Source organism: Acetobacterium sp. UBA5834 (genome assembly GCF_002435675.1).
Taxonomy (GTDB): Bacteria; Bacillota; Clostridia; order Eubacteriales; family Eubacteriaceae; genus Acetobacterium; species Acetobacterium wieringae.
On sequence record NZ_DJGY01000070.1, the window covers coordinates 1 to 20,753 of the forward strand.

Annotated in this window: 13 protein-coding genes; all 13 read right to left on the reverse strand. The window is 44.4% G+C overall.

Features of this window, described 5'->3' with window-relative positions; translation table 11 throughout:
• Positions 1-200 precede the first annotated feature (200 nt).
• The 13 genes from B3F51_RS15220 to B3F51_RS15280 all read right to left on the reverse strand — a co-directional run bounded on the left by B3F51_RS15220 (position 201) and on the right by B3F51_RS15280 (position 20,270).
• The gene (locus tag B3F51_RS15220) at positions 201-749 is read right to left on the reverse strand and encodes a hypothetical protein (protein ID WP_286947933.1); all 549 of its coding nucleotides are present in this window, start codon (positions 747-749) and stop codon (positions 201-203) included.
• A 48-nt stretch (positions 750-797) separates the two neighbouring features.
• On the reverse strand, positions 798-1,400 hold the full coding sequence (locus tag B3F51_RS15225) for a hypothetical protein (RefSeq protein ID WP_286947935.1): 603 nt from the start codon (positions 1,398-1,400) through the stop codon (positions 798-800).
• Between the two features lie 260 nt (positions 1,401-1,660).
• Entirely contained in the window at positions 1,661-2,329 is a 669-nt protein-coding gene (locus B3F51_RS15230) for a hypothetical protein (RefSeq protein WP_286947937.1), read from the reverse strand.
• A gap of 113 nt (positions 2,330-2,442) precedes the next feature.
• Positions 2,443-5,610 (reverse strand): hypothetical protein, encoded by a 3,168-nt coding sequence (locus B3F51_RS15235; protein ID WP_286947939.1) that lies wholly within the window; start codon positions 5,608-5,610, stop codon positions 2,443-2,445.
• Complete coding sequence (locus tag B3F51_RS15240) at positions 5,607-8,636, reverse strand: glycosyltransferase family 2 protein (RefSeq protein WP_286947941.1); 3,030 nt, start codon at positions 8,634-8,636, stop codon at positions 5,607-5,609. The genes B3F51_RS15235 and B3F51_RS15240 overlap by 4 nt, the downstream gene beginning before the upstream one ends.
• The gene (locus B3F51_RS15245) at positions 8,633-10,657 is read right to left on the reverse strand and encodes a response regulator (RefSeq protein ID WP_286947944.1); all 2,025 of its coding nucleotides are present in this window, start codon (positions 10,655-10,657) and stop codon (positions 8,633-8,635) included. The genes B3F51_RS15240 and B3F51_RS15245 overlap by 4 nt, the downstream gene beginning before the upstream one ends.
• A 9-nt stretch (positions 10,658-10,666) precedes the next feature.
• The gene (locus B3F51_RS15250; protein WP_286947947.1) at positions 10,667-11,632 is read right to left on the reverse strand and encodes a glycosyltransferase family 4 protein; all 966 of its coding nucleotides are present in this window, start codon (positions 11,630-11,632) and stop codon (positions 10,667-10,669) included.
• Positions 11,633-11,752: 120 nt separating this feature from the next.
• On the reverse strand, positions 11,753-12,295 hold the full coding sequence (locus B3F51_RS15255; protein ID WP_286947949.1) for a hypothetical protein: 543 nt from the start codon (positions 12,293-12,295) through the stop codon (positions 11,753-11,755).
• A 40-nt stretch (positions 12,296-12,335) separates the two neighbouring features.
• The gene (locus B3F51_RS15260) at positions 12,336-13,850 is read right to left on the reverse strand and encodes a diguanylate cyclase domain-containing protein (protein WP_286947951.1); all 1,515 of its coding nucleotides are present in this window, start codon (positions 13,848-13,850) and stop codon (positions 12,336-12,338) included.
• The gene (locus B3F51_RS15265) at positions 13,840-14,904 is read right to left on the reverse strand and encodes a uroporphyrinogen decarboxylase family protein (protein ID WP_286947953.1); all 1,065 of its coding nucleotides are present in this window, start codon (positions 14,902-14,904) and stop codon (positions 13,840-13,842) included. Before B3F51_RS15265 ends, B3F51_RS15260 begins: the two co-directional genes overlap by 11 nt.
• Positions 14,901-15,521: a cobalamin B12-binding domain-containing protein gene (locus tag B3F51_RS15270; protein ID WP_286947955.1), complete on the reverse strand. Its 621-nt coding sequence runs from the start codon at positions 15,519-15,521 to the stop codon at positions 14,901-14,903. Before B3F51_RS15270 ends, B3F51_RS15265 begins: the two co-directional genes overlap by 4 nt.
• A 237-nt stretch (positions 15,522-15,758) precedes the next feature.
• Positions 15,759-18,284, reverse strand: a complete 2,526-nt coding sequence (locus B3F51_RS15275) for an EAL domain-containing protein (RefSeq protein ID WP_286947957.1) — start codon at positions 18,282-18,284, stop codon at positions 15,759-15,761.
• A 12-nt stretch (positions 18,285-18,296) separates the two neighbouring features.
• Positions 18,297-20,270 (reverse strand): EAL domain-containing protein, encoded by a 1,974-nt coding sequence (locus B3F51_RS15280; protein ID WP_286947959.1) that lies wholly within the window; start codon positions 20,268-20,270, stop codon positions 18,297-18,299.
• Positions 20,271-20,753 lie beyond the last annotated feature (483 nt).

A 20,753-nucleotide genomic window follows, 5' to 3' on the forward strand; every position in this document is an offset into this window, starting at 1 on the left:
CAATTTAGTTGGTCAAAAACAATCGGCCTCCTCTTCCCTATGTTCCTTCAACAAATTTCACCTCCGTTTTATCTGCACATCTATATAACGCTTAAGCCCTTGTTTTTCTTCCCATAAATAAATATTTTTTATAAAATATTCTTACTCGGAAAATACCCGCAAAAAAGCACTGATTCAAAACCAGTGCTTAACGAATCTGGCTATTTCCAGAATTTAACGCTCTTAACCGTTCCCTGATGCCCTAAAAAAGTTACGTAAAACCCAGTTTGATCATCATTAAACCAGATCATCATCACAATGGGATTATTGGGATCAGCCGGATTGGCCATTTCAATAATCTCTGTTCCTTCCGATCCAAGCAGTGATTTGACCTCATCATAGGGCATCCCTTCGGTGATACTGGCCATTTGATCTTCGGAAACACTGGCTTCACTGAGGCCCATAATCTTACTGTCCTGATCGTGATATAATACTTTTGAAACAACCAGATCACTAGCATCGTAACTGATCTGAACGCCAAAGCCGGTTTGATCGTCCCGATAAATATAGGTGCCCTCCACCTCTTCCGGTTTAACCCCCAAGGTCGATTCAACCTGACTTTTTTCCATTCCCAAATTGACCAGCTTGTAAAAATGGTCCGGGTTGTGGTCTGCTTCATCCTTGGTTGCGCTACAACCAGCAAGCACTAACAACATACTCAGGATCAAAATCCCGGAAAATACAACAACCGATCTATCCCGCTTTAACATGGTTTTCAGCTCCCTTCTTCGAACTATGACTAAGACCAATCCACATTTTTAAAACAAACTTTCTTTAAACTCTGCAGCCAGCACGGTATTGGTATCGGAATCAAAGGTTACCACCAGCACCGAACCATCGGCATTGATCCAGGCCAGAGCATAGGCTTCCTTGTCTGCGCCGCTGGGAATGACCATTCGCAGCATTTCAATCCCCTGTCCCGTTAGCGCCTTCTTAACATTACTCTGAGTCATTCCCTGGGAAATTTTGGCGGCCGCTTCTTTTGTGACACTGGCATTGCTCAGCTCAATCAATTCCCGGGCGCCGGTAGTCGGCACCAAGACCTTTAGGGTAACCAGATCCTTGGCGTTGAAAAACACATTAACGGCGTAGCCGGTGTCCGGATCCAAATAAACATAGGAACCTTCGGCTGAGGTGTTTCCGGTAGCACCCAAATCTTTCTCAATATCTGCCTTTTTGTCATTGATGTCAATCTGATTATAAAGATCAAAAATTGCATTGTCAGTAAGATCATTTGGTTGCGTGTTATTGTCTCCGGCTTTTTCTGAAGCTTGCTTCCCATTTGCTGAACATCCTGAAGTCATTGCGCATATGGTAAGAATCAGTATTAATAAAAAAAATTTCAAATACCTTTTTTCCATATCTGTCTTTCTCCCTTTCAAAATTGCTACGCCACCAACGCTTTCTGTGTTTAAGCGTCACTTGAAGCCGATCAGACCGGCTAAATATCAACGACCTGCTCCTGTTATTTTTTTACCCTAAAATCATCGGTTAAAACATCGTCAAAATTCATAATACTCACGTCATACCGCCTTTAATTCTTTACCTGTATCAAAAAAAGTGGCCAGCGTAACAGGTATTCCCTTACGCCACCCACTAATGATCAAGCTGTGACTACTATTTATTTTTTATTCAAAAAAGCGACCATCTCATCGAGCTGGCTCTGAACGGTCTTCAGTACCTGTTTTTCGTCCTGGTTGGTGATGACATTGAAAACCTGTTCAATATCCACCTCCCCATATTTTTCTGTTAACTGCCGGTTTAAAAAGGCATTCATAAACCCATCAACAACTGCTCGGAGAATGGCAATATTCTCCTGCAATGCCTTGAGCATCTGGGCTTTTTTCCCGCGGTTAATCAAAAAGTCCAACTGCATCATATTAATCATATAGGGAGAACTGTAATAACCCAGCCACGCTCTGACCTGCTGATTGAAATCCTGTTCTTCGATGGTGGCATAGAGTTTATCGTGTGTCAGATTTTTAAATTCAATATTATCCAATAACAGCAACCGGAAATCAATGGTCAGTTTTCTGGCATTATTCCAGATTTCCGCAATCAATCGTCTTCGCTCGGTGATATATCCCACTACTGCCACAATGAGACTGACCAGGGAACCGGTAAAAATGCCGAATAAAAAAGCATTGTAATTATCCATATTCTCAAGAATATGACTTTTAATCCCACCGCTAACCATTCCCGGAATGACGTCATCGATGGCAAAAATGGCGATGGCGGATAATACCGTCAGAATCAGGGTTACAATAGTGCTATACTTAAAAGTTTTCATCTTCTACTCCTCAACACAGATCAATTTTAATCATTATAGCAAAAAACGTGTTAAATATAAACAAATCCGCCAAAAAATACGCCATCTACTCCTTTTTACTGTATCTGGAATAACTATTTTGTTTCAAGCTGTTTAAAATACTGGCTGATAATATCATAACTGTCCTTGAGCCGTTCTTGATAGGTCGGAACATCCCAATTATCCCAACCAAAGGCCTGCTGGTTGGAAAGACCAATGGTTGCAATGGTCTGGTTATTATCCGTATTCACCAGCACACCGCTGGCCAAAATGCCCTCGCTGATCACCGTCTGCAGCTCATTGGTGGTGGGATTCTGAATGATCCGGGGATCATCCACTACCCGCATCATCGATGGATCGGTAACGTTAATCCGGGTCCATGGAATCCTTATGGAGATGGTTTTGCCTGATATCTGGACCTGATAATGGGAATTATTTTCCAGGGTTCCAAAGGATAACTGGCTTAAATCCTGAACGACGGCTGGGATTTTGGTACCGTCTTTGGTGACGGTTTCTTTGTTGGTCAGCATTGACATGGTCTCAAAGACACCGTCTGGTGAATAAGCCGAGGCATGTTTGCCGGTACTGCCGTTATACTCCGGCTGCACCAATAACTGTCCCGCTTTGCTGCCCCTAATTTCGATGATGTACTCCAAGCCAGAAGCCGCTCCGGTTGGAATCGCCGTTCCGAATTTCATATTGCCCCGGCTGCGGTCATAGGTGTCCAAACCGATGATGAGTTGTTCCTGAGAAAAATCAATCAGCCGCTCCAGTTCCACTTCAATCGACAGATAGGTTTCATCAGCCGTCAGTGACATTTTTGAAATAACCCCATCATCCTCAATCGCATAGGGTAATGACCGGGGCCCATCTGATTCCATCGCATAGATACCGTAGTTCTGCTCCGGATCGACCGCATTGTGCCACAGGGGATTACGATCATAGGGAATAATATAGGGCTCAGTAATCCAGGTCTTTTTGGCCCATTCGTCGCTCCATTCAAAAATGATTCCGCCGGCATAACCCGTTTTTTCCATCGCCTTCATCATCCGGACAATGCCATTTCCCTGCGCCACTTCAGTCAGCCCGCCGTGATTGTAACCGTCAGGGTTTTCATGGGCATTCCCCATACCAGTGGCCAAACCAAATTCAGCCACAATGGCCGGATATTTCTGATGCCCAGCGATGAACTCCTGCAGGTAGCCGCCATAACGGAAGCTGCCTTCTTCGTCACTGTAAGCTGCGTATTTTGTTTCATTGTTCATAAAATCCGGATAGTTGGGATAAATGTGATAGGCCCCAAAGAACCCGGATTGGAGATTCTCCCGGGTTGAAATGTGGTTGATATCGACAATTACCTTATCATTGTATTGCTTACTTTTATCCCCGCTTTCGTTCCATTCTGAATCATGTTCAGTTGGATCCAAGGTGGGCCAGCTGACGATTCCCACCGGATGCTGCCAGGAATAGTTGTCTTCTTGGTACTGCAGTACATAATCACAGCTCATCGCCAGCCAGGCTTCCGTGGGACTGGCATTGGGTTCGGTATAAAGGTAATTGCCATTGAAAACAAAACCGGGATTCTTCTCATTGGTACTGATCACTTCTTCCGGCTCCATTTCCCGGCCCACCAGATAACCAATAATATAGGGAGAAACGTCAGCAGTATAATAGCCATAAGCCCGCCCCTGGCGTTGCGCAATATTAGCCTGGCCATGCATAGCATCAATATCCATTTTTATTTCCGCCTGATAGGCGGCATTGTAGTCGGTGCCCAGATAATTATTGTCGGCGGGGTGCTCTTCAGGCCAGATTTCCTGGTAAAGCCAAAGTTTAGCCTCGGGATGTTGTTGATTGTAAAAAACCAGGGCCGAATAAAACTGCGGCGGCAACAAAGTATACACCCGAATGGTATTGGCATTCATCGCGCCGATCTGTTCAAACCATTTCAGATACAGGGCCTCATCATAGGAAAATTCGGTAAACCATTTTCCCGGTATGGAGGAGCCAATATTGACCCCTTTGGCATAAAAATCTTGCCAGTTGCCATCCACTAAAACCTGAAACCCGGTACCGGATGTCCGGGCCGCCATGTGAGTCCCCGCCGTCATCTGCTCGGACTCGGAAAGTTCCGGCTTTATTTCTATCTGATTGATGATGTGCCGCATCAATGGCACATAGCAGCCCCAATAGAATTTGGTCTCGGCATCGGGGTTAGCCACCGAAAACAGTTGCTTGATTTTAGCAAATCCGGCATAATTCCAGAGGGTTCCCGGAAAATCCAACTGGGCAAAATCACCGGCAAAATAATAGGCCGTGTATTGGGAATTAATGGAGCGGGTAACGGCCGCATACTCCGTACCCAGACCAAACTCCGCCAAAGCCGCTTGCCCCGCTTCAGTGACATCTAAATTGAGGGTTGCCAGGGTTTCCGATGAGGCATCAGGTTTGACCAGATCAAACCACTGCTGATAGGAAAACCGGCTTGGCACCCCGAATTCACCCTGAGCCGTCTCATTAAAGGACAGACTGACCCCGTCTTTGTTCAGCGCTTCCCGATCTTTTAACACCAGCACCTGATCCTGATTGGACACCAGCACCAGCCCGCCACCGCGATAATCCCAGGTTTTACCGCTTTGTCGCTCATAATTATTGACAATAATTTCGGGGATTTCGACGTCTTTTTTGAGATCCGGAAAATATCTACCGCTCCAGCCGGTAAAGGTCACCCGGAAAATATCTTGAAGGCCTTGCTGACTGTCGGCATCCCAAATATCAAACTCGCCGATAATGGTGTTACCGCCACCCAGATTATTTTTGATGCTGGTGAGCTCAGCGTCACTGAGATTGCCGACCAAGGGTTTCTGGGCAATACCGGCATAAATGGCATCACTGTCGGCTCCGTTAAAGTCACTGGGATAAACCCCATCGGTATCGGCCAGATAGATCAGATCCGGCATTTCTTTGGCCTGGGGGATTTCCTTAACCGTATAGGCTTCATCCGACTGGGGAAAAACCCCAAAATAATCGGTGTCGTAGCGCAAAGGGTTACCGGTACTCTCGAGTACAACTTTTTCACTATTTAAGGCCCACATTAATCCCTTGTGTTCTTTATAGCTGGTATCCGGTACGGTTTTATCCACCACCCAGATATTTAAAGGTGTTGATGCCTGGCTGTTCCAGATTATAAACGGCATCACAAAAACAGCAACTAGCACTGAAGCGATTCCGATACTCCATAAAACCATCGATTTTATCTTCATGATGTCACCTCATCCGCTTTTGCCGCAAAACCTTTACGGTCCGCCTTCTGCCAGCCCGTCGGTTTTTTGAACATGTTAAGATAGCCCCCAAAACGCCAGAGACTAAAGAATTGCCGCACCCCAAAGTTCTCAATGACGGCGTAAAAGACCAGAATCCACAATTCTTTCCGGGAAAAATTCTGACCGTTTTTTTCGGATATCAGCAAAGAAGATACGGAAACCAGAATACCCATCAGTACCATGGAAATAAACAGAATGACGGCAATTTCGACATTGAAGATGCCCAAAAATATTGATACTAAAACCATCAGATAGCCCTGAATTTCAAAAAGCGGCCCCAGCATTTCAAAAATATAAAAATAGGGCATCGCTACCGTACCAATTTGGCCATATCTGGGGTTAAACATCATTTTTCGATGGAACGCCAGAATCTCAATCAGACCCCGGTGCCAGCGGTAGCGCTGTTTTTTCAGGGTTTTGAGATCCTCAGGCACCTCGGTCCAGCAGTTGGCGTTATAGGCGTAAAGAATTCGGAAGGGCCGTTTGGCCTCTTTCATCTGGCGGCTGATCCGCACCACCAGTTCCATATCTTCGCCGACGGTATCGGTTTTGAATTTACCGCTGCTGGTTAGATACCCCCCGACATTGACAATCCGTTCTTTCCGAAAGAGACCAAAAGCCCCGGAGATAATCAGCAGACAGTTAAAATACGACCAGCCCAGGCGCCCAGACATAAAGGAGCGGATATACTCAATGGTCTGAAAACGGGCCAGCTTGCTTTCGGCAAGACCTTTCTGGGCAATCTGACCGTGATCAACGGTACAGCCGTTAATCGGCATAATATTTCCCCCTAAAGCCGGGGTTTCAGTTTCTTCATCCAGGGTTAATGAAGCCAGTTTAATCAGGGCATCGTCTTCCAATAACGAATCGGCATCAATCCCGCAGACGTATTCCTTGTTGGCAATATTGATCCCCACGTTAAGGGAATCCGCTTTGCCGCCGTTTAGTTTATCAACCACAATCAGCTGGGGCCGGGAGCGGTTCAGATAAACCCCCCGGACCGCTTTGGTGCTGAGGCGGCTGTCATAAAGATAATCAACCCGTTTTAAATCATAGTAGCGGATCAGGGTGTTCAGGGTCTGATCTTTGGAACCATCATTGACGATAATCAGTTCATACTCCGGATATTTGAGATTTAACAGCGAATTGGCGCTTTCAATAATGGTTTTTTCTTCATTATAGGCCGGTGCAATAATCGAAATCGAGGGCAGCATCCGTTTTTTAAAAAGCAGGGACATATCCTTAATCTTCCACAAGCGCTCCTGCCGGAGTACGCAGATGTAGGAAAAAAACAACAAAACCAGATAAATCAGATTGACCGCCATGGCGTAATAGACAATGTAAAAATTAAAATCCCTCACAAAAAGCTCCAGCTGGTCATAAAATGGCATTACAAAAAGAATACTCAAGTGGCGCAGGCAGTAAACTGCTGGCACAATCAGAGCGCTTACCAATAATATCACAAACAATCGCCGGGTCATTTTTTCATCCCGCTCAACCGTTTCAGTTTTGACCGTTTCGGGAATTTGTGTCAATCCGCATTTTTTTGCCAGCCGGCCATCTAAATACCGGGCAAAATCGGTTTTCAGTTTCTCCGACTGGGTTATCGCTGCTTTAATAATGGCAAGCAGTTCATTTTCAATATTGATGTCTCTGTTTTTGTTGAGAAAGTCGATGACTTCACTGGTTTTTCCCATCAGAATGATTTCGCTGATGATTTTTTTAGCGTCGCCATTGTTTTTTCGGGTCAGCTTCATGATAAAATATTCGATCCGCAGGGCCAAAATCGTAGCCAGATCCTTCTTCACCCGACAGTCCGTTTCTGCCAAAAAAGCTGAAATGACCTGATTAAAATAAACCCGGTTTTTTTCAATCAGGGACGAGATGCCATTGATGGCACCTCTGGCGGTATCCTCCTGCCTTAAAAAACCCAGCAGCTTGTCCAGTTTCTCCGGGGACTGAAAGTTAGCCAGAGCCCCCATGGCGGCATTTCGGATCTCCATATCATCTGAATAAAGATACCGATCCGCATTCAGTTCTTTGGGGTAATACTCAGCGACGATTCCACAGGCCTTGATAACCAGTTCTCGATGTGCCTCCCCACTGTTGACGCTTACCGGCAGCAGTTCATAACGACGGCAACTGAAATCAGGTTCCACACTCCCTTCGTATCGGCACTGCATCCGAGTGTCATGTGGTAATGGTCTGCTGTTGCCACAGTTGATGCACTGCTGGCCCCCTACCTTGCCATAGCGGCTTTCCAGGTGCTCAATGGTTTCTTTACGGGTTCTGATCAGCTCAATCAGATAATTTTTTAAGGTCTCCGAAAAATATATCTCTGAAAAATCCACGATCAATTCCTGAAATTCAATTTGCTGACTATTAATGATTCGGGGCAAAAAGTTGTGAAAGTCTTCCCCAAAATCAGAAATCAGCATATTCACCTTATTCCGGTAAAAACGGCTTTCACTTAACAGTGAATTGGTCAGCACCGTCAGCGATTCTTTATTACCAATATCAGTGAGACCGTTGGCCATATATAACTTTAAGGTAGTGTTGGTTTCTTTTTCCAGGGCTGCCTCCAGCCCCCGTCGGGCACTGTCGGTGCCGAGGACACCTAAATACAAGGCGGCTTCCGCCTTACGGGGAATGTTACCGGATCGGAGTCCTCTTAAGGCTTTTTTTTCAAACTGTCCCACATCGACTAATTTGGCAATATTGTCTTTAAGCTGCTGATCATAGCGTATCGATTGGCTGATTTGGTAATAGTTGGCAATTTCCATTCGCTCATGGATTTCCGCCGTATTTCCGGAAGCGATGTCAAGCAGCTGATCTTTCTGCTTCCTGGCAAACCGTTTGTTTCTGTCACTTTCCCGTCTTCCCCGGATCAACCGAAAAATAATCACCAAATCGGCAATCAACAACAAAATTCCAATAATGATCCAGATTTCAAAAATTTCGATCATTGGCCTAATTCTCCCTTGATCTTATTCTGGATAACCCCCAATAATTCTGAAAGCATAAAGGGTTTTTTAAAATAATGCTCCACCCCCAAATTAGATGCCCGGAGAACGGACTCATCATTTTTTAAATAGGATAAAAAAACAAACGGAATTTTATTGGTATTGGAATTTGCCAGCATTTCTTCCCGGAACAGGAAACCATCCATTTTCGGGATCATTACCTCCGAAATAATCAAAAGCGGACTGTCATCCACTGCGATCTGTTGCGCTGCCCGTCCGTCACTGGCAGTAATCACCTGATAATTGATATTTTCCAGGGCGGTTTTTAATACATCCACGGTTATTTCATCCGAATCGACAACCAGTATTTTTCCAATTGAATGCTGATACCTGGTCATGGATGACTCACAGCAGACCATGTTTCTCCCCATATCTCTGGCAATTCTAACCCGCATGGCGGCCACATTGTAAAACTCTTCATCCAATTTAGCGGTGAAATTATCTGCTTCTCTAATCTCATCGAGACTGACGAGTCCAATGGATGCCGTGATTTTTTCAATAAATTTCTCCGACGTGGCAATGGCATTTCTGATCTTTTCGGCGAAGTCAAGAACTTCTGCTTTTGAGGTCTGTGGCAGATAACAGGCAAAGGTAAAACCCTGGAGTTTGAATAGCATCTCATTCCCCTCCTTTAAACCTTCCAAAATGAATGTCACATTTCGCTGCACCTCTTCTACCTCATCATGACCATAAAGATATTCAATCCGCTCAAGATTATCCAGACTGATGATGATCAAACCCGGATTCTGTTGGGATTTATCAGCGAGAATACTGCTGATTTCACTGGCCAGATAATTTTTAAAAAAGCTGAAATTATACAAGTTGGTGACTGCACAGCGGATCAGCTTATTCTGGGATTCCAAAATACTGGATTCCAATCGGGTATTGATTTCTTTTAACATCCGGTTTTGTTCACTAAGGCTGGAAGCTTCATCTTCGATCTTTTTGATATGACTTTCAAATACGTCCGGCATCGGAATGTCATATTCTTTAGACAGGGTTTCAGTTAGGGGTTCAATAACCATCAGCCAGGTAGCCCCTTTTCTGGCCAGAATCCGCTCAAAAATCATATTCCACAAGACAGTACCGGTAACATTGTAGTCCGTAATATTCAGGTTTTCATCCAGGGTCAGCTCCAGATCGGTGACCAGTTCTCGGACCGATTCCTGATTGAAAATTGACCCCAGTCGTTTCAACACCGCCGAGCAGATACCCATATAGCCGCCGGATTTGGCCAGATCCCGCTTAATCGGGTTAAGCAGGCTGCCGCATTCCAGATCTCTTAAGGTCTTGATATAGGTAATCACGTTTCCCCGGATAATCGAGCCGTGCTGGGGGGCAATCATGGCGATATCCATCCCCAGAAATTGTTCCATTACCGGCCGGAGAATGCTGTTGGAAGGCATATAATGTTCATGAAATGTTTTCATTTTTTCAAGATAGTCGTCCTGGGCATAAAGACTCCATTCATAGGAAAACGCTCCGAAGAGATCGCTTGAAAGCAGTATTTTGGTCTGATAATCGTAGGTGGTAAACGCCCCGGGAAAATGGAGATAAGGGGTCAGGACAAAGTTTAAAGTTCGTCCTGATGCCAGTTTCAGCTCAAAATTATGCTCATTGATAATATAATAATCGGATTGAATGCCATAGTATTTGACCAGAGTCTGGGTCCGCCAGTGGGTAACCACCTGGAACCTGGCGCCGGCTTTTTCAAAAAGCGGTACGGCTGAACAAAAATCCGGATCCTGATGATGGAGAATCACATATTTAATCTGCTCCAGGGGAATGATGCTGCAGACATTCTCAAGGACGTCCTCAAAATCCAATACCGATCCAGGATCAACGAGTACCCCTTCGTCCCCGTCCACAATTAAATATGGGTTACAATGGAGTCCACCGTCCTGGGCGCAACCACCAACCCAATAAATTCCTGCTGCTATTTCTGCTGTACGTGATGTTATCATCTCTTCCTCCTATCGGCATTCCAACATTTTTAAACGCTGTTCATCAGTATTTTTCTGGCAAAGATTGACGTAATTTCTGACCACCGACTCCCAAGAGTAGTTGTCAACACTGATTTTTCTGGCCCGCTCCCGAATCTGCTGTCTTTCCTGGCTGTTCATCCCCTGATAATAGACCAGCAAAACAGCAATATTACTGGCCAGATTTAAGACCAGCTGATCATCCAGGGCCAGCAGCTTCAACTTGCGCCGGTCAAAAACATCATCAAATTCGTCAATGTATCGTTTAATAACCTCGGAAAAACCACTATGATCGGTTTGAACCGGAATAATCCCGGAAGATAGGGCTTCGGCGGCTACCAGACCGAAGGCTTCCGGAAAGATTGAGGTTGCAACGGTAATATCGGCACAGGCGATCAGGCTTTTTAATTGATTGTGGCCCAAAAAACCAGTCAGGATAAAAGCTTTTTCAATTTTTTCGCGGGCAGCAATAAAATAAGCCATGGCAAAATCCGGATCCTCCAATTTTTTTAGTAAGGCTTTAAAGAACCGGGCTGAATGGGGATCAATTTCACCATCAACGGCTTCCGGGTGCGTAATCAGCTTGATAAAACCAGCTTGATCACCTTGATTCAAGGCTGCAATTATGGCTTCAAAATAGGATCGTGACGACCCAAAGCCGACCAGCCAAAAGCGCACCTGATGATGGTTCATCATGATCAGCGGCGCAGCGGCAATAATCAGCTGGATGCCCTTTGTCCATAAATATTTACCATAATATAAAATGATTTGTTCATTGCTAAAGTCAATTTTTTCAAGCTTGGCGACAATATCGGCATCGGTTTTCCAGAGCCCGGTATCGAAATCCGGGTTACTGCACCACTGCTGGGCGGCCAGTTTCAGTTCATTCACGAGGCTGTTTTTGACTGGCTGTTTTTGACTGCTGTCTATCAGGGTCATAAATTTTTCCAGATCCACCCCCCCCCCGGAGATGACCACTGATTTTTCTTTGATGCGAACATCATTATCAAAAAATTCCAGAAACTCATCTTTTGAAAAATGGCTGACAAAGGCAATCCGGTCCGCGTTGGCAATCGCTTACCGGGCGTAATCCTGAAGCAGGCGGCTGTTTCTGACCGAAAAATTCAAACAGCTGCCATGAACCGTCATGACATGTTGACATTGACCTAAATGACTTCGGGCGACATAAACCGGCTGCATATTCGTATGGTTGGTCCAAACCATATCGGTTTGGCTGTTGCTCAGGGCTGTATCGATCGCCTGATGGTTGTTTTCAAGATAGGTCTCTATTTCTGTTTTGCTGCAGTTGGTAAAGGTTTTGACCTGATAGCCTTGATATTCATCATAAACATAAACCGGTAGAAAGCCGTTCAGGTTGGGACGATACAGGTGGCATTTCCCCGGATAGGGGGTCTCATTCTGGTAAACAACCCAACTTTCGCTGTTTTGGTCATTAAAATCGAAGGCTCTTTCGATGAAGTCAAATTGATCGGGATCATTTTCCTGACAGAAAAGATTGACCTGATGACCCATTTTGCATAATTCCCGGCAGCTATTCTCAACAAAAAGGTTACTGCCGGTTCCCTTTAAAAAGTATCCGTGTACCATCACAATCTGCATAATATCTCCTCGCTTACTGGCTTTAGTTTCCATCAGTCAGTTATTGGTGTTTAGACTTCTTTTCGGCCTTTTGGGCATACATCCGTTGATCGGCCTGATGAAAGAGCGCCTCCCAGGTCCATGGCTGATCTTTTTGCGGGTTGATCTCATCAACATGGCAATAGCCTACTGACAGACTCAGCTTGAGCACAGCATCAGCGATGCTGTGATTATGGTTTGAAATGATCCAGAAAATGCGGTCTTGCAGGTCTTTGGCGGCTGTGAGGTCGCAATCATAGACAATAATATAAAACTCATCGCCCCCCACCCGGGCCACCAGATCGGTTTCCCGGAAGGCTTTTTTGAGGACCCGGCCCGCCGCGGTGATCAGCTCATCACCCCAGGCATGGCCATAGTCGTCGTTGACCCGTTTGAGACCGTCAATATCACAAACAAAGGCGCAGACATGAGCTGGTATTGAATGCCGACTGGTCTCCTGATTAAAATAATTGCGATTATAAAGACCGGTCAGGGAATCGTGATAACTGATGTAGGTAACCTCATCCCGGGACCGTTCCAGCAGTTCATACTGCACTGAATTGGAGATCGCCAGAGCGCTGACCCGGGCAATACTCAGGGCAAAATTGGCATAGTCATTAATTTTCTCAGGCTGTTGAAAGGCTCCGATTTCCAGAGCGCCAAAGGTCTCCCCATACCGGCGCAGTTTCACCACCAGAAACTGATCCTCCTCATCGATTTTAAACTCGTCATCGGGGCTACTGAATTGGTCCTTTATATAGGTGTCGAAATAATCGTCATCCCCGGCCTCCAGAAACCGGACCCGGCCAGCCCCAAAAATAAATTGGAAGAGTTCTTTCACTTTTGCAATAATATCCCGCTTTTTGGTATAACCGGTGATCTCCTCAATAATGTGCAATACCGCCGCATATTCCGCCCCCTGTTTTTTCAGATCGTCGAGAATCTGCTTTTCTTCTTGTGGCCCTTCCCGGTTCTGGCGCCAATCATTGATAATTTCCCCGAGAAAAAGGGACAATCCCTCCAATCCCACATAAATCATCCGATAGGGCAGGCTGACATAGGCCGCCAAAGCCGCCAGCGCGCTTTCAATCTTCGGATCATTGCCGGTGTCCAGCAAGACCAGCTCACTGCAGCACTCCTGATAAAAACTTTGAGCTGTTTCCTGATCAAATCCTGCTCGTTCCAGATGTCTTTCCCAGTTATGAAGCCAACCGCCAGTGACGATATAACCACCTTTGGCAATGATGTAATCAACAAACTTCTCGTTCAGGTAATCATGAAAACAATGCTCGCCCTCAAAAATCACCACCGATTGATCGTTCGGGGACACCATTTTTGCAACACCACAATCACGGCTGGTGATGAGCATTTTTTCACCACTATCCGCGGAGATTTGCTTTGCCACTGCCGGCTTTTTTTTGCGGTCATTACAGATACAGCTAAATGGCACCACCGAAACAAAATCGAAGTGCTTACTCGCGATGATCTGGCGGTAGTCCCAGGCAAAATTTTCGCACACATAGAGGTTAAGATGCATCGTGATTTGCTCCAATCCATTTAAGTGGATACTGCCCCCATTCCGCCACGGTGTCGGCAATCGTTGCCAACACCGCCGGCGGTACCTGATAGGGGATTTCACCATGGGAGTCCGCGAGTAAAAAACCGCCACCAACACCAGCCTGGCGTATCAGTTTTTTGACGGTTGACCGGGTTTGTTCCGGGCTCCAATTGACCATTTCAATGCCGTTAAGGTTTCCCAGCAAAGCGATCCGGTGACCAGCCCGAGCCTTTAATGCCACCACATCATCCTCCACTCCAAAGCCCAACAAGGCCGTTTTACTGGCAATAATTTCGTCCAGCACCGGCAATGTCAGTCCCGAGGCCAGATGGGTGGCCGTGGGACCGTTTATTTTTGCCAGGGTCTGACAATCAAGGGGGTAACCGGTTTTTAAATAGGTAGCTTTATCGATGATCGTTGGCGACGCCAGGGGGTTGAAGTAACAGATCGCGGTAGCCCCGGCGGCCAGCTGAGCATTGGCCCACTGTACACAGAAAGCACTGTTTAGGGCCATCAGTTGTTTAAACAGTTCCGGTTTAAAGTAAATCAGTTCCAGATAGCTTTCAAAGCCGAGCTGCATCACCGGCAGCGAAAAAGGCGACATCACCACCCCGATTATCGGGATGCTGTCTCCCACCGCCTGCTTAAGCCCCCGGGTCACCGTCAGAATCCGCTGCAGTCCCGGGCTGTTGCCAAGCTCCGGCCGGGTCAGGCTGGGAATGGTGTCGAGGTCATCAATCAGGGGCGCCCCGGCATTGGGTGGGCCGTCCTCGGCAAAGAGAACCTCTCCACCAAAGGCTTCGGTTTCGATGGCTGCGTAAGAAAAGGTATAAAGACAGTCGCTCTGATATTTCTCTTGTAGTGCCAGCTGAGTCTTGATCACCAGTTCGGCATCGCTAAAATAATCTTTCACCGGCATATTCAGTTCCCGGGCGCCGTAAAGAGAAAATAACAACAGCAGCGGCACCCGATCCGGTTCCTGATGGGAAAGGGCGGCCAGCACCCGTTCCATTGATGTCATTGCGGTTTTCATTGTTTCGCCACCAGCCTTTCAATGATCGAAATCACTGCCGTGGCGTTTTTGCCATCGGCGTCAGCCCCGACCTGTTGCCATAAGTTACTATCAAAGCGGAAGGGCGCCCCGCCGACAATCAGCCGGGTGGTTAAGCCCCGCTGGTCAAACTGTTCCCGAATGCCTTTAACCTTCAGAGCTGAGGGCAGCATCAAAGTTGACACCAGCAGCACATCGATGCGATAGGCCATGGTTTTCTCGACCATCTCATCGACACTCAGGCCATGTCCGAAATCAAAGATCTCAAAACCTTCCGCCTGAACCACCGCTTTGACAATCCGTTTGCCCAGGGCATGATTATCAATCAGCACGCCGATGCCAATTTTGGAGCTATTTTTGCGGACCATCCGGAATTCCGGCAGCATCCGCTCGATGATTTCCTCACAGATCACGCCACTCATATAAATCTGGGACAGCGAGTAATCTCCTGCTTCCCAGCCATCCCCGATGATCGTCAGAGTCTCGGTAATTACCTGTTCCACCGCTTCAAAGGACTGTTGCTGGGCTGCCACCTCCCGCAGTACTTTTTCGGAACCGATCCGGTCCATGGTCAGCAAGGTATCTAGAAAAAGTTGCACATGTCTGTTGCTCTGCTCCATTTAATTTACCAACTTTCACAAAATATATTGTTTTTCTGTTCCGATGAGCTACTTATAAAGCTTAGTCGCGAACGCTCTTACTGTTATTCATTTTACCTGAAATTTGTGCACTCGACAAGATATTACTGGTTTAAAGCTAAGCGTTTTCTTCATTCTCTAATTGCTTTATTAAACTCATCCCTTTAATTCGATATTCTAGAATCAACGATGGTTGTTTCAATTAACTGCACCCACTTCAAAAACATCTTCTTTTAACTGGTCATATTTGCTGGCAAAAACGCCACTATCTGCAATCATTATCGCTTCGATTCGTTTAGCCTTCATCGGCTGGTAAAAATAATAACCTTGAATTTCGTCGCAACCATGCTCTTTTAGAAAAAGCAGTTGCTTAAGATTCTCAACACCCTCGGCAATGGTTGTACAGTCCAGTTTGATGGCTAAAACGATAATTGAAACAATGATTGCTTCATCTTTTCGATTGACACCGATCCCATCAATAAATGTCTTAGGAATTTTGATCCGATTGAGCGGAAGTTTTTTCAGATAGGATAGTGAAGAGTATTCTGTTCCAAAATCATCGATGGCAATGGTTATTCCCATTTTGTTGATGCGATTTAATTGATCCAGTATTGTCTCCGAGTCCTCCACAAAGATGGTTTCGGTTATTTCAAGCTCGAGATTTGCGGGGATGATATCAGCTTTTTCAATGATCGTCTTAACACGCGAAACTAAGTCCGAATCTTTCAATTGCTTTGTTGAAAGGTTAACGCCCATTCTTAGCGGGATTCCAAGTCGTTTTTCCCATTCTTTTTGCTGTTTTACCGCTGTTTGAATGACCCAATCTCCGATGGGAATAATCAAACCCGTTCTTTCGGCTAAGGGAATAAACTTCAGTGGATTGATTATTCCCCGGGACGGATGATTCCAGCGGATCAGTGCCTCAAATCCTTTTATTTCATGGGTCGTTGCATCAACCTGAGGCTGATAAAAGAGCTCAAATTCATTGTTTTTAATTGCTGCATAAAGATCATTGGTCAGATTCATGTTTTCATCGATATCCTCTTTGAGGTTTTCTTCGTAAAAAACAAACCGGCCTTTCCCCTGTTCTTTTGCCTCGTACATGGCAATATCCGCATTTTTTATCAGCGTTTCTGACGAAGATCCATCCTTCGGAAAGCTGGAAACACCGATACTGGCACTGATATGCAGATTGTAACTGTCCATGGTAATCGGTTCTTCCAGCAATGTAAGAATTTTTTGACAGGCAACATTAACATCCTCTCTAATAAATGTATTATGCAGCAGAATTAAAAACTCATCGCCGCCAGCCCGACTGATAACATCACTTTCCCGCAAGCTTAGTTTTAATCTTTTTGCAACCTGAATGAGCAGCGCGTCGCCCATATCGTGACCAAGCGAATCATTAATAAGTTTAAAACCATCCAAATCTATAAACAGAACTGAAAATCCTTTATTATATCGCATCGTATAGGCGATGTGTTTTTTTAAATACTCATAAAAAAAACGTCGATTATATAATTGTGTCAGTGCATCTTCATAAATCATTTTCTTGATTTTTTCCTGGTGTCTGAGATTCTCTTTAATTTCATTCTTCAGTTTGGCATTCATTTTTTCCAGTTCTCCGGTACGTTGGCTTACCTTAATTTCAAGATTGCGATTAGCGTACTCCAGCGCTTTTTCGACCTCTTTCAATTCATTAATATCCTGAAAAGTAAAAACCGTGCCGATTTTGTTTGAAAACTGATCAAAATGCGTATGACTGGAAATAAGTACATGAATCAGATGTTGATCTTTCCCGATCAGCGTCATCTCTTTGCTGACAAGCTCTTCACCCGATTGACAAACACTACCCGAATCATCATAGAAATAATCGCAGATGTTTGATCTCAGTAATTCTGATTCCTGATAGCCTAAAATACGTTCCGCTCCAACATTCGCCGTAACAATCTTTTTCTGGCAGTCGATTATAATCAGTCCCTCATTCATCATCATAAACACTTCCATCATGATACTTTCTGGTGTTATACTCATCATCCGGTATCTGGTTATCGCATAGTTCATTCCTACAACACAGATAATCGACAATATAACTGTCATCGGTGGGAGTTTGCTTACACCGATCATCGGTAAAAGGGTGTCAAATAAACTGCCCAGTATGAGGGTTGAAAGAAATGAGAAGAATATTATTCTTGATTGCCGACGTTCGCGCTCAAAGGTAGTCGACCGATACCAATTAAACGTAATAACCAGAGACATTAAAATAAATGTGGCATAATAAACGGTAAAATAATAATCCCAAAAAAAGCCGCGATCCGTTGGTACGGCAAATGACCAGCCGCTCTGAAGCCGCAACAGATACGCTGGTTCAATGGGAGTAAAGGTATAATAGATTATACAGAAGACTCCTGGCGTAATAAGCAGCACATTCTTCCAGATTTTATTATAGAAATCCCGGCGTTTCGCTAAAAAAAGCACAAAATAAAATAGTTCTGTGAACAGGGTGGACCAGCAGATGATCATCATTCTTCGATACGCAGCTGCTATTTCAGCGGTTTCTGTTAAGGTCATCAGAGCAAGTAATAGTGACCACAATGAGAAATTCAAACAGATAATCCCAAATATCCAGTTGGCACCATTCTTTTTTTTGGGATATAACGTTATAATACTGGTGGTGAAATAAAAGGCGCAGCATAACAAATAAATAAAGGCAAACCAGTTCATATTGTATTCCTTTCACGAGTTGCTTAAATGCTGCTCAACCAATAATTTTTTCAGCTCAGTTACTGATAGCGGTTTATGATAATAGTATCCCTGTACTTCATCACACATTCGCTGATTTAAGAATTCATATTGTTTTTTTGTTTGAACCCCTTCAGCGGTTACCAGACAACCCATATCCCGGGCTAAAACAATGATTGCTTTGGTAAAGGCCTTATCTGTATCGCTGTTTATATCGCCATTAATATTTAGCATCGGAATCTTGATCCGGTCTATTGGCAACTTTTTCAAATATTTTAATGAAGCATACTCCGACCCAAAATCATCAATGGTCATATGCACGCCAGTTTTTTTCAGTGATTCCAATATCTTCGGCATTTTTTCTTTTTCCATCATCGCCGTTTTTTCGGTAATTTCCAGTTCAAGACAATTATGAGCTAAGCCGGTTTCACGAATAATTGACTCGATGCGTTCGGCAATTTGGGGGTGCAGCAGTTCCCGAGCGGATAAGTTCACGCTTATTCGCAGATCTGTTGCGCCCAAATCCTGAAATTCCTTGGCCTGTTGACAAGCGGTGTAAAGCACCCATTCACCAATCTCATTGATTAAACTTGTTTTCTCGGCAATCTTCATAAATTCATTGGGTAACAACAAGCCCCTGTTTTGGTGGTGCCATCGGATTAAAGCCTCGATGCCAACGATTTTTCCATTTAATACATTGATCTGAGGTTGATAAAACAGCTCGAATTCCCGGTTATTTAATGCTTCATATAATTCGTGAGTAATTTCCATGGTTTCATGAATTTGCTTTTTCATCGCTTCAGAAAACCGCACATACTGGTTCTTGCCTTTTTCCTTGGCTTTATACATGGCAATGTCCGCATGTTTGATCAGTGTTTCCCCATCATCACCATCCGTCGGACAAATAGCTAAGCCCAGACTGGTCGTGATATAGCACTTCTGACCATCTAAATGATAGGGCTGTTTAAAACAATCAAGAATTTGCCTGGCAATCGTATCCATTTCCTGATATTCGCCCAGACTTTGGATCAGAATAATGAATTCATCCCCGCCGATCCGGGCCACCAGATCATTCTCCCGCATGCTGTTTTTTAGACGCTGTGCCACCATTTTCAGTAACGCATCACCCATATCATGGCCCATGGTGTCATTAATCAATTTAAAATCGTCAAGATCCATAAAAAAAACACCCAGGAAACGGTCTTTACATTTACATTGATTGATAATCCTATTCAGGCTAGTCGTCAGGTAATAACGGTTAGGCAGACCGGTTAAGATATCATGATAGGCGATATCTTTAGCTTGTTCTTCCGATTTTTTTATGACATCATTTAACAACTCGATCTCGACGTTTTTTTCAGTCACTTCCTGGTACTTTTTTTCCACTGAAAAGTATCGGTTAACATTAATCTGATGAACTGAAGCAAGAATCAAACTTAATACGAGAAATAAAACAAACTGCACAACAAAATAGATTAAATCGAGATTTAGAAATTGATTTTCAAAGGTATGATAAATCGAGTAGAAGAATGCGATGATTGTGGCCAATTCCAATAACATCAGCATCGATTTTGAAATCCGTACCAGTGCCAATGATAATTGGATAAAGGCGACTGTCCAGACAGCCGGACCAATAACATCATAAAAACGAATAAAAATATAAATCAATGTCAGACCGGATAGAATCGCGATAATCCAGTTCATGATCTTAACATTGATTTTGATTTTAACCACAAACCAAAACAGGATGGCCAGTAAAATGAAAAACAAACTGTCAACCAATGACTGGCCAATGCTGAACTTCTGAAGATTGAAACGCACCAGAAAATTGACGATGGCCGCAATAAACAAGAGACTTGAAGCATACATGCTGACCATGATATTCTCATAATAGCTGATCAATGCCCGATCTCCGGTTGACTCATTTATTTTATTCAGGACATCTGGGATCGTTTTTATCTTATTCATAGTTTGCTTTGAAAGTATGAACAGCCACATTGCTCAAACTTTCTCATACACATGACAACAAGCATGCCGCTCGTATCGCATATACATAATGATGGTATCCAGCCACCATACCGTAAGCCAACGGTCGTTTGTCACATCCTTCCTTGATGAATTGTCGTCGTTTTTATCAGTGATCAAGTCTTCCATGCCAACGAGCCATGCCATTTTGAAGACCGTACAAAGCAATTTTTTCTTACAGATTTATTCTTCTCAGTTTATATTCCCGTTATTTATTAAATGTAACGCTTTAATGCTTAATTCTAAACGGCAAACAGCGTTATTGCATTGCCCCGGGTTTGGCATTGATGCATTGCATTAATTGTTGAAAGCTGTTACAATTTGATTATAAACTACTTTCTTTACCAATTCAATGGAATGGAGCTGTCAATGTATCTGATCATTATTTTTTCCCTGATTTTATTAACTCAACTTTCCCAGCTTAAT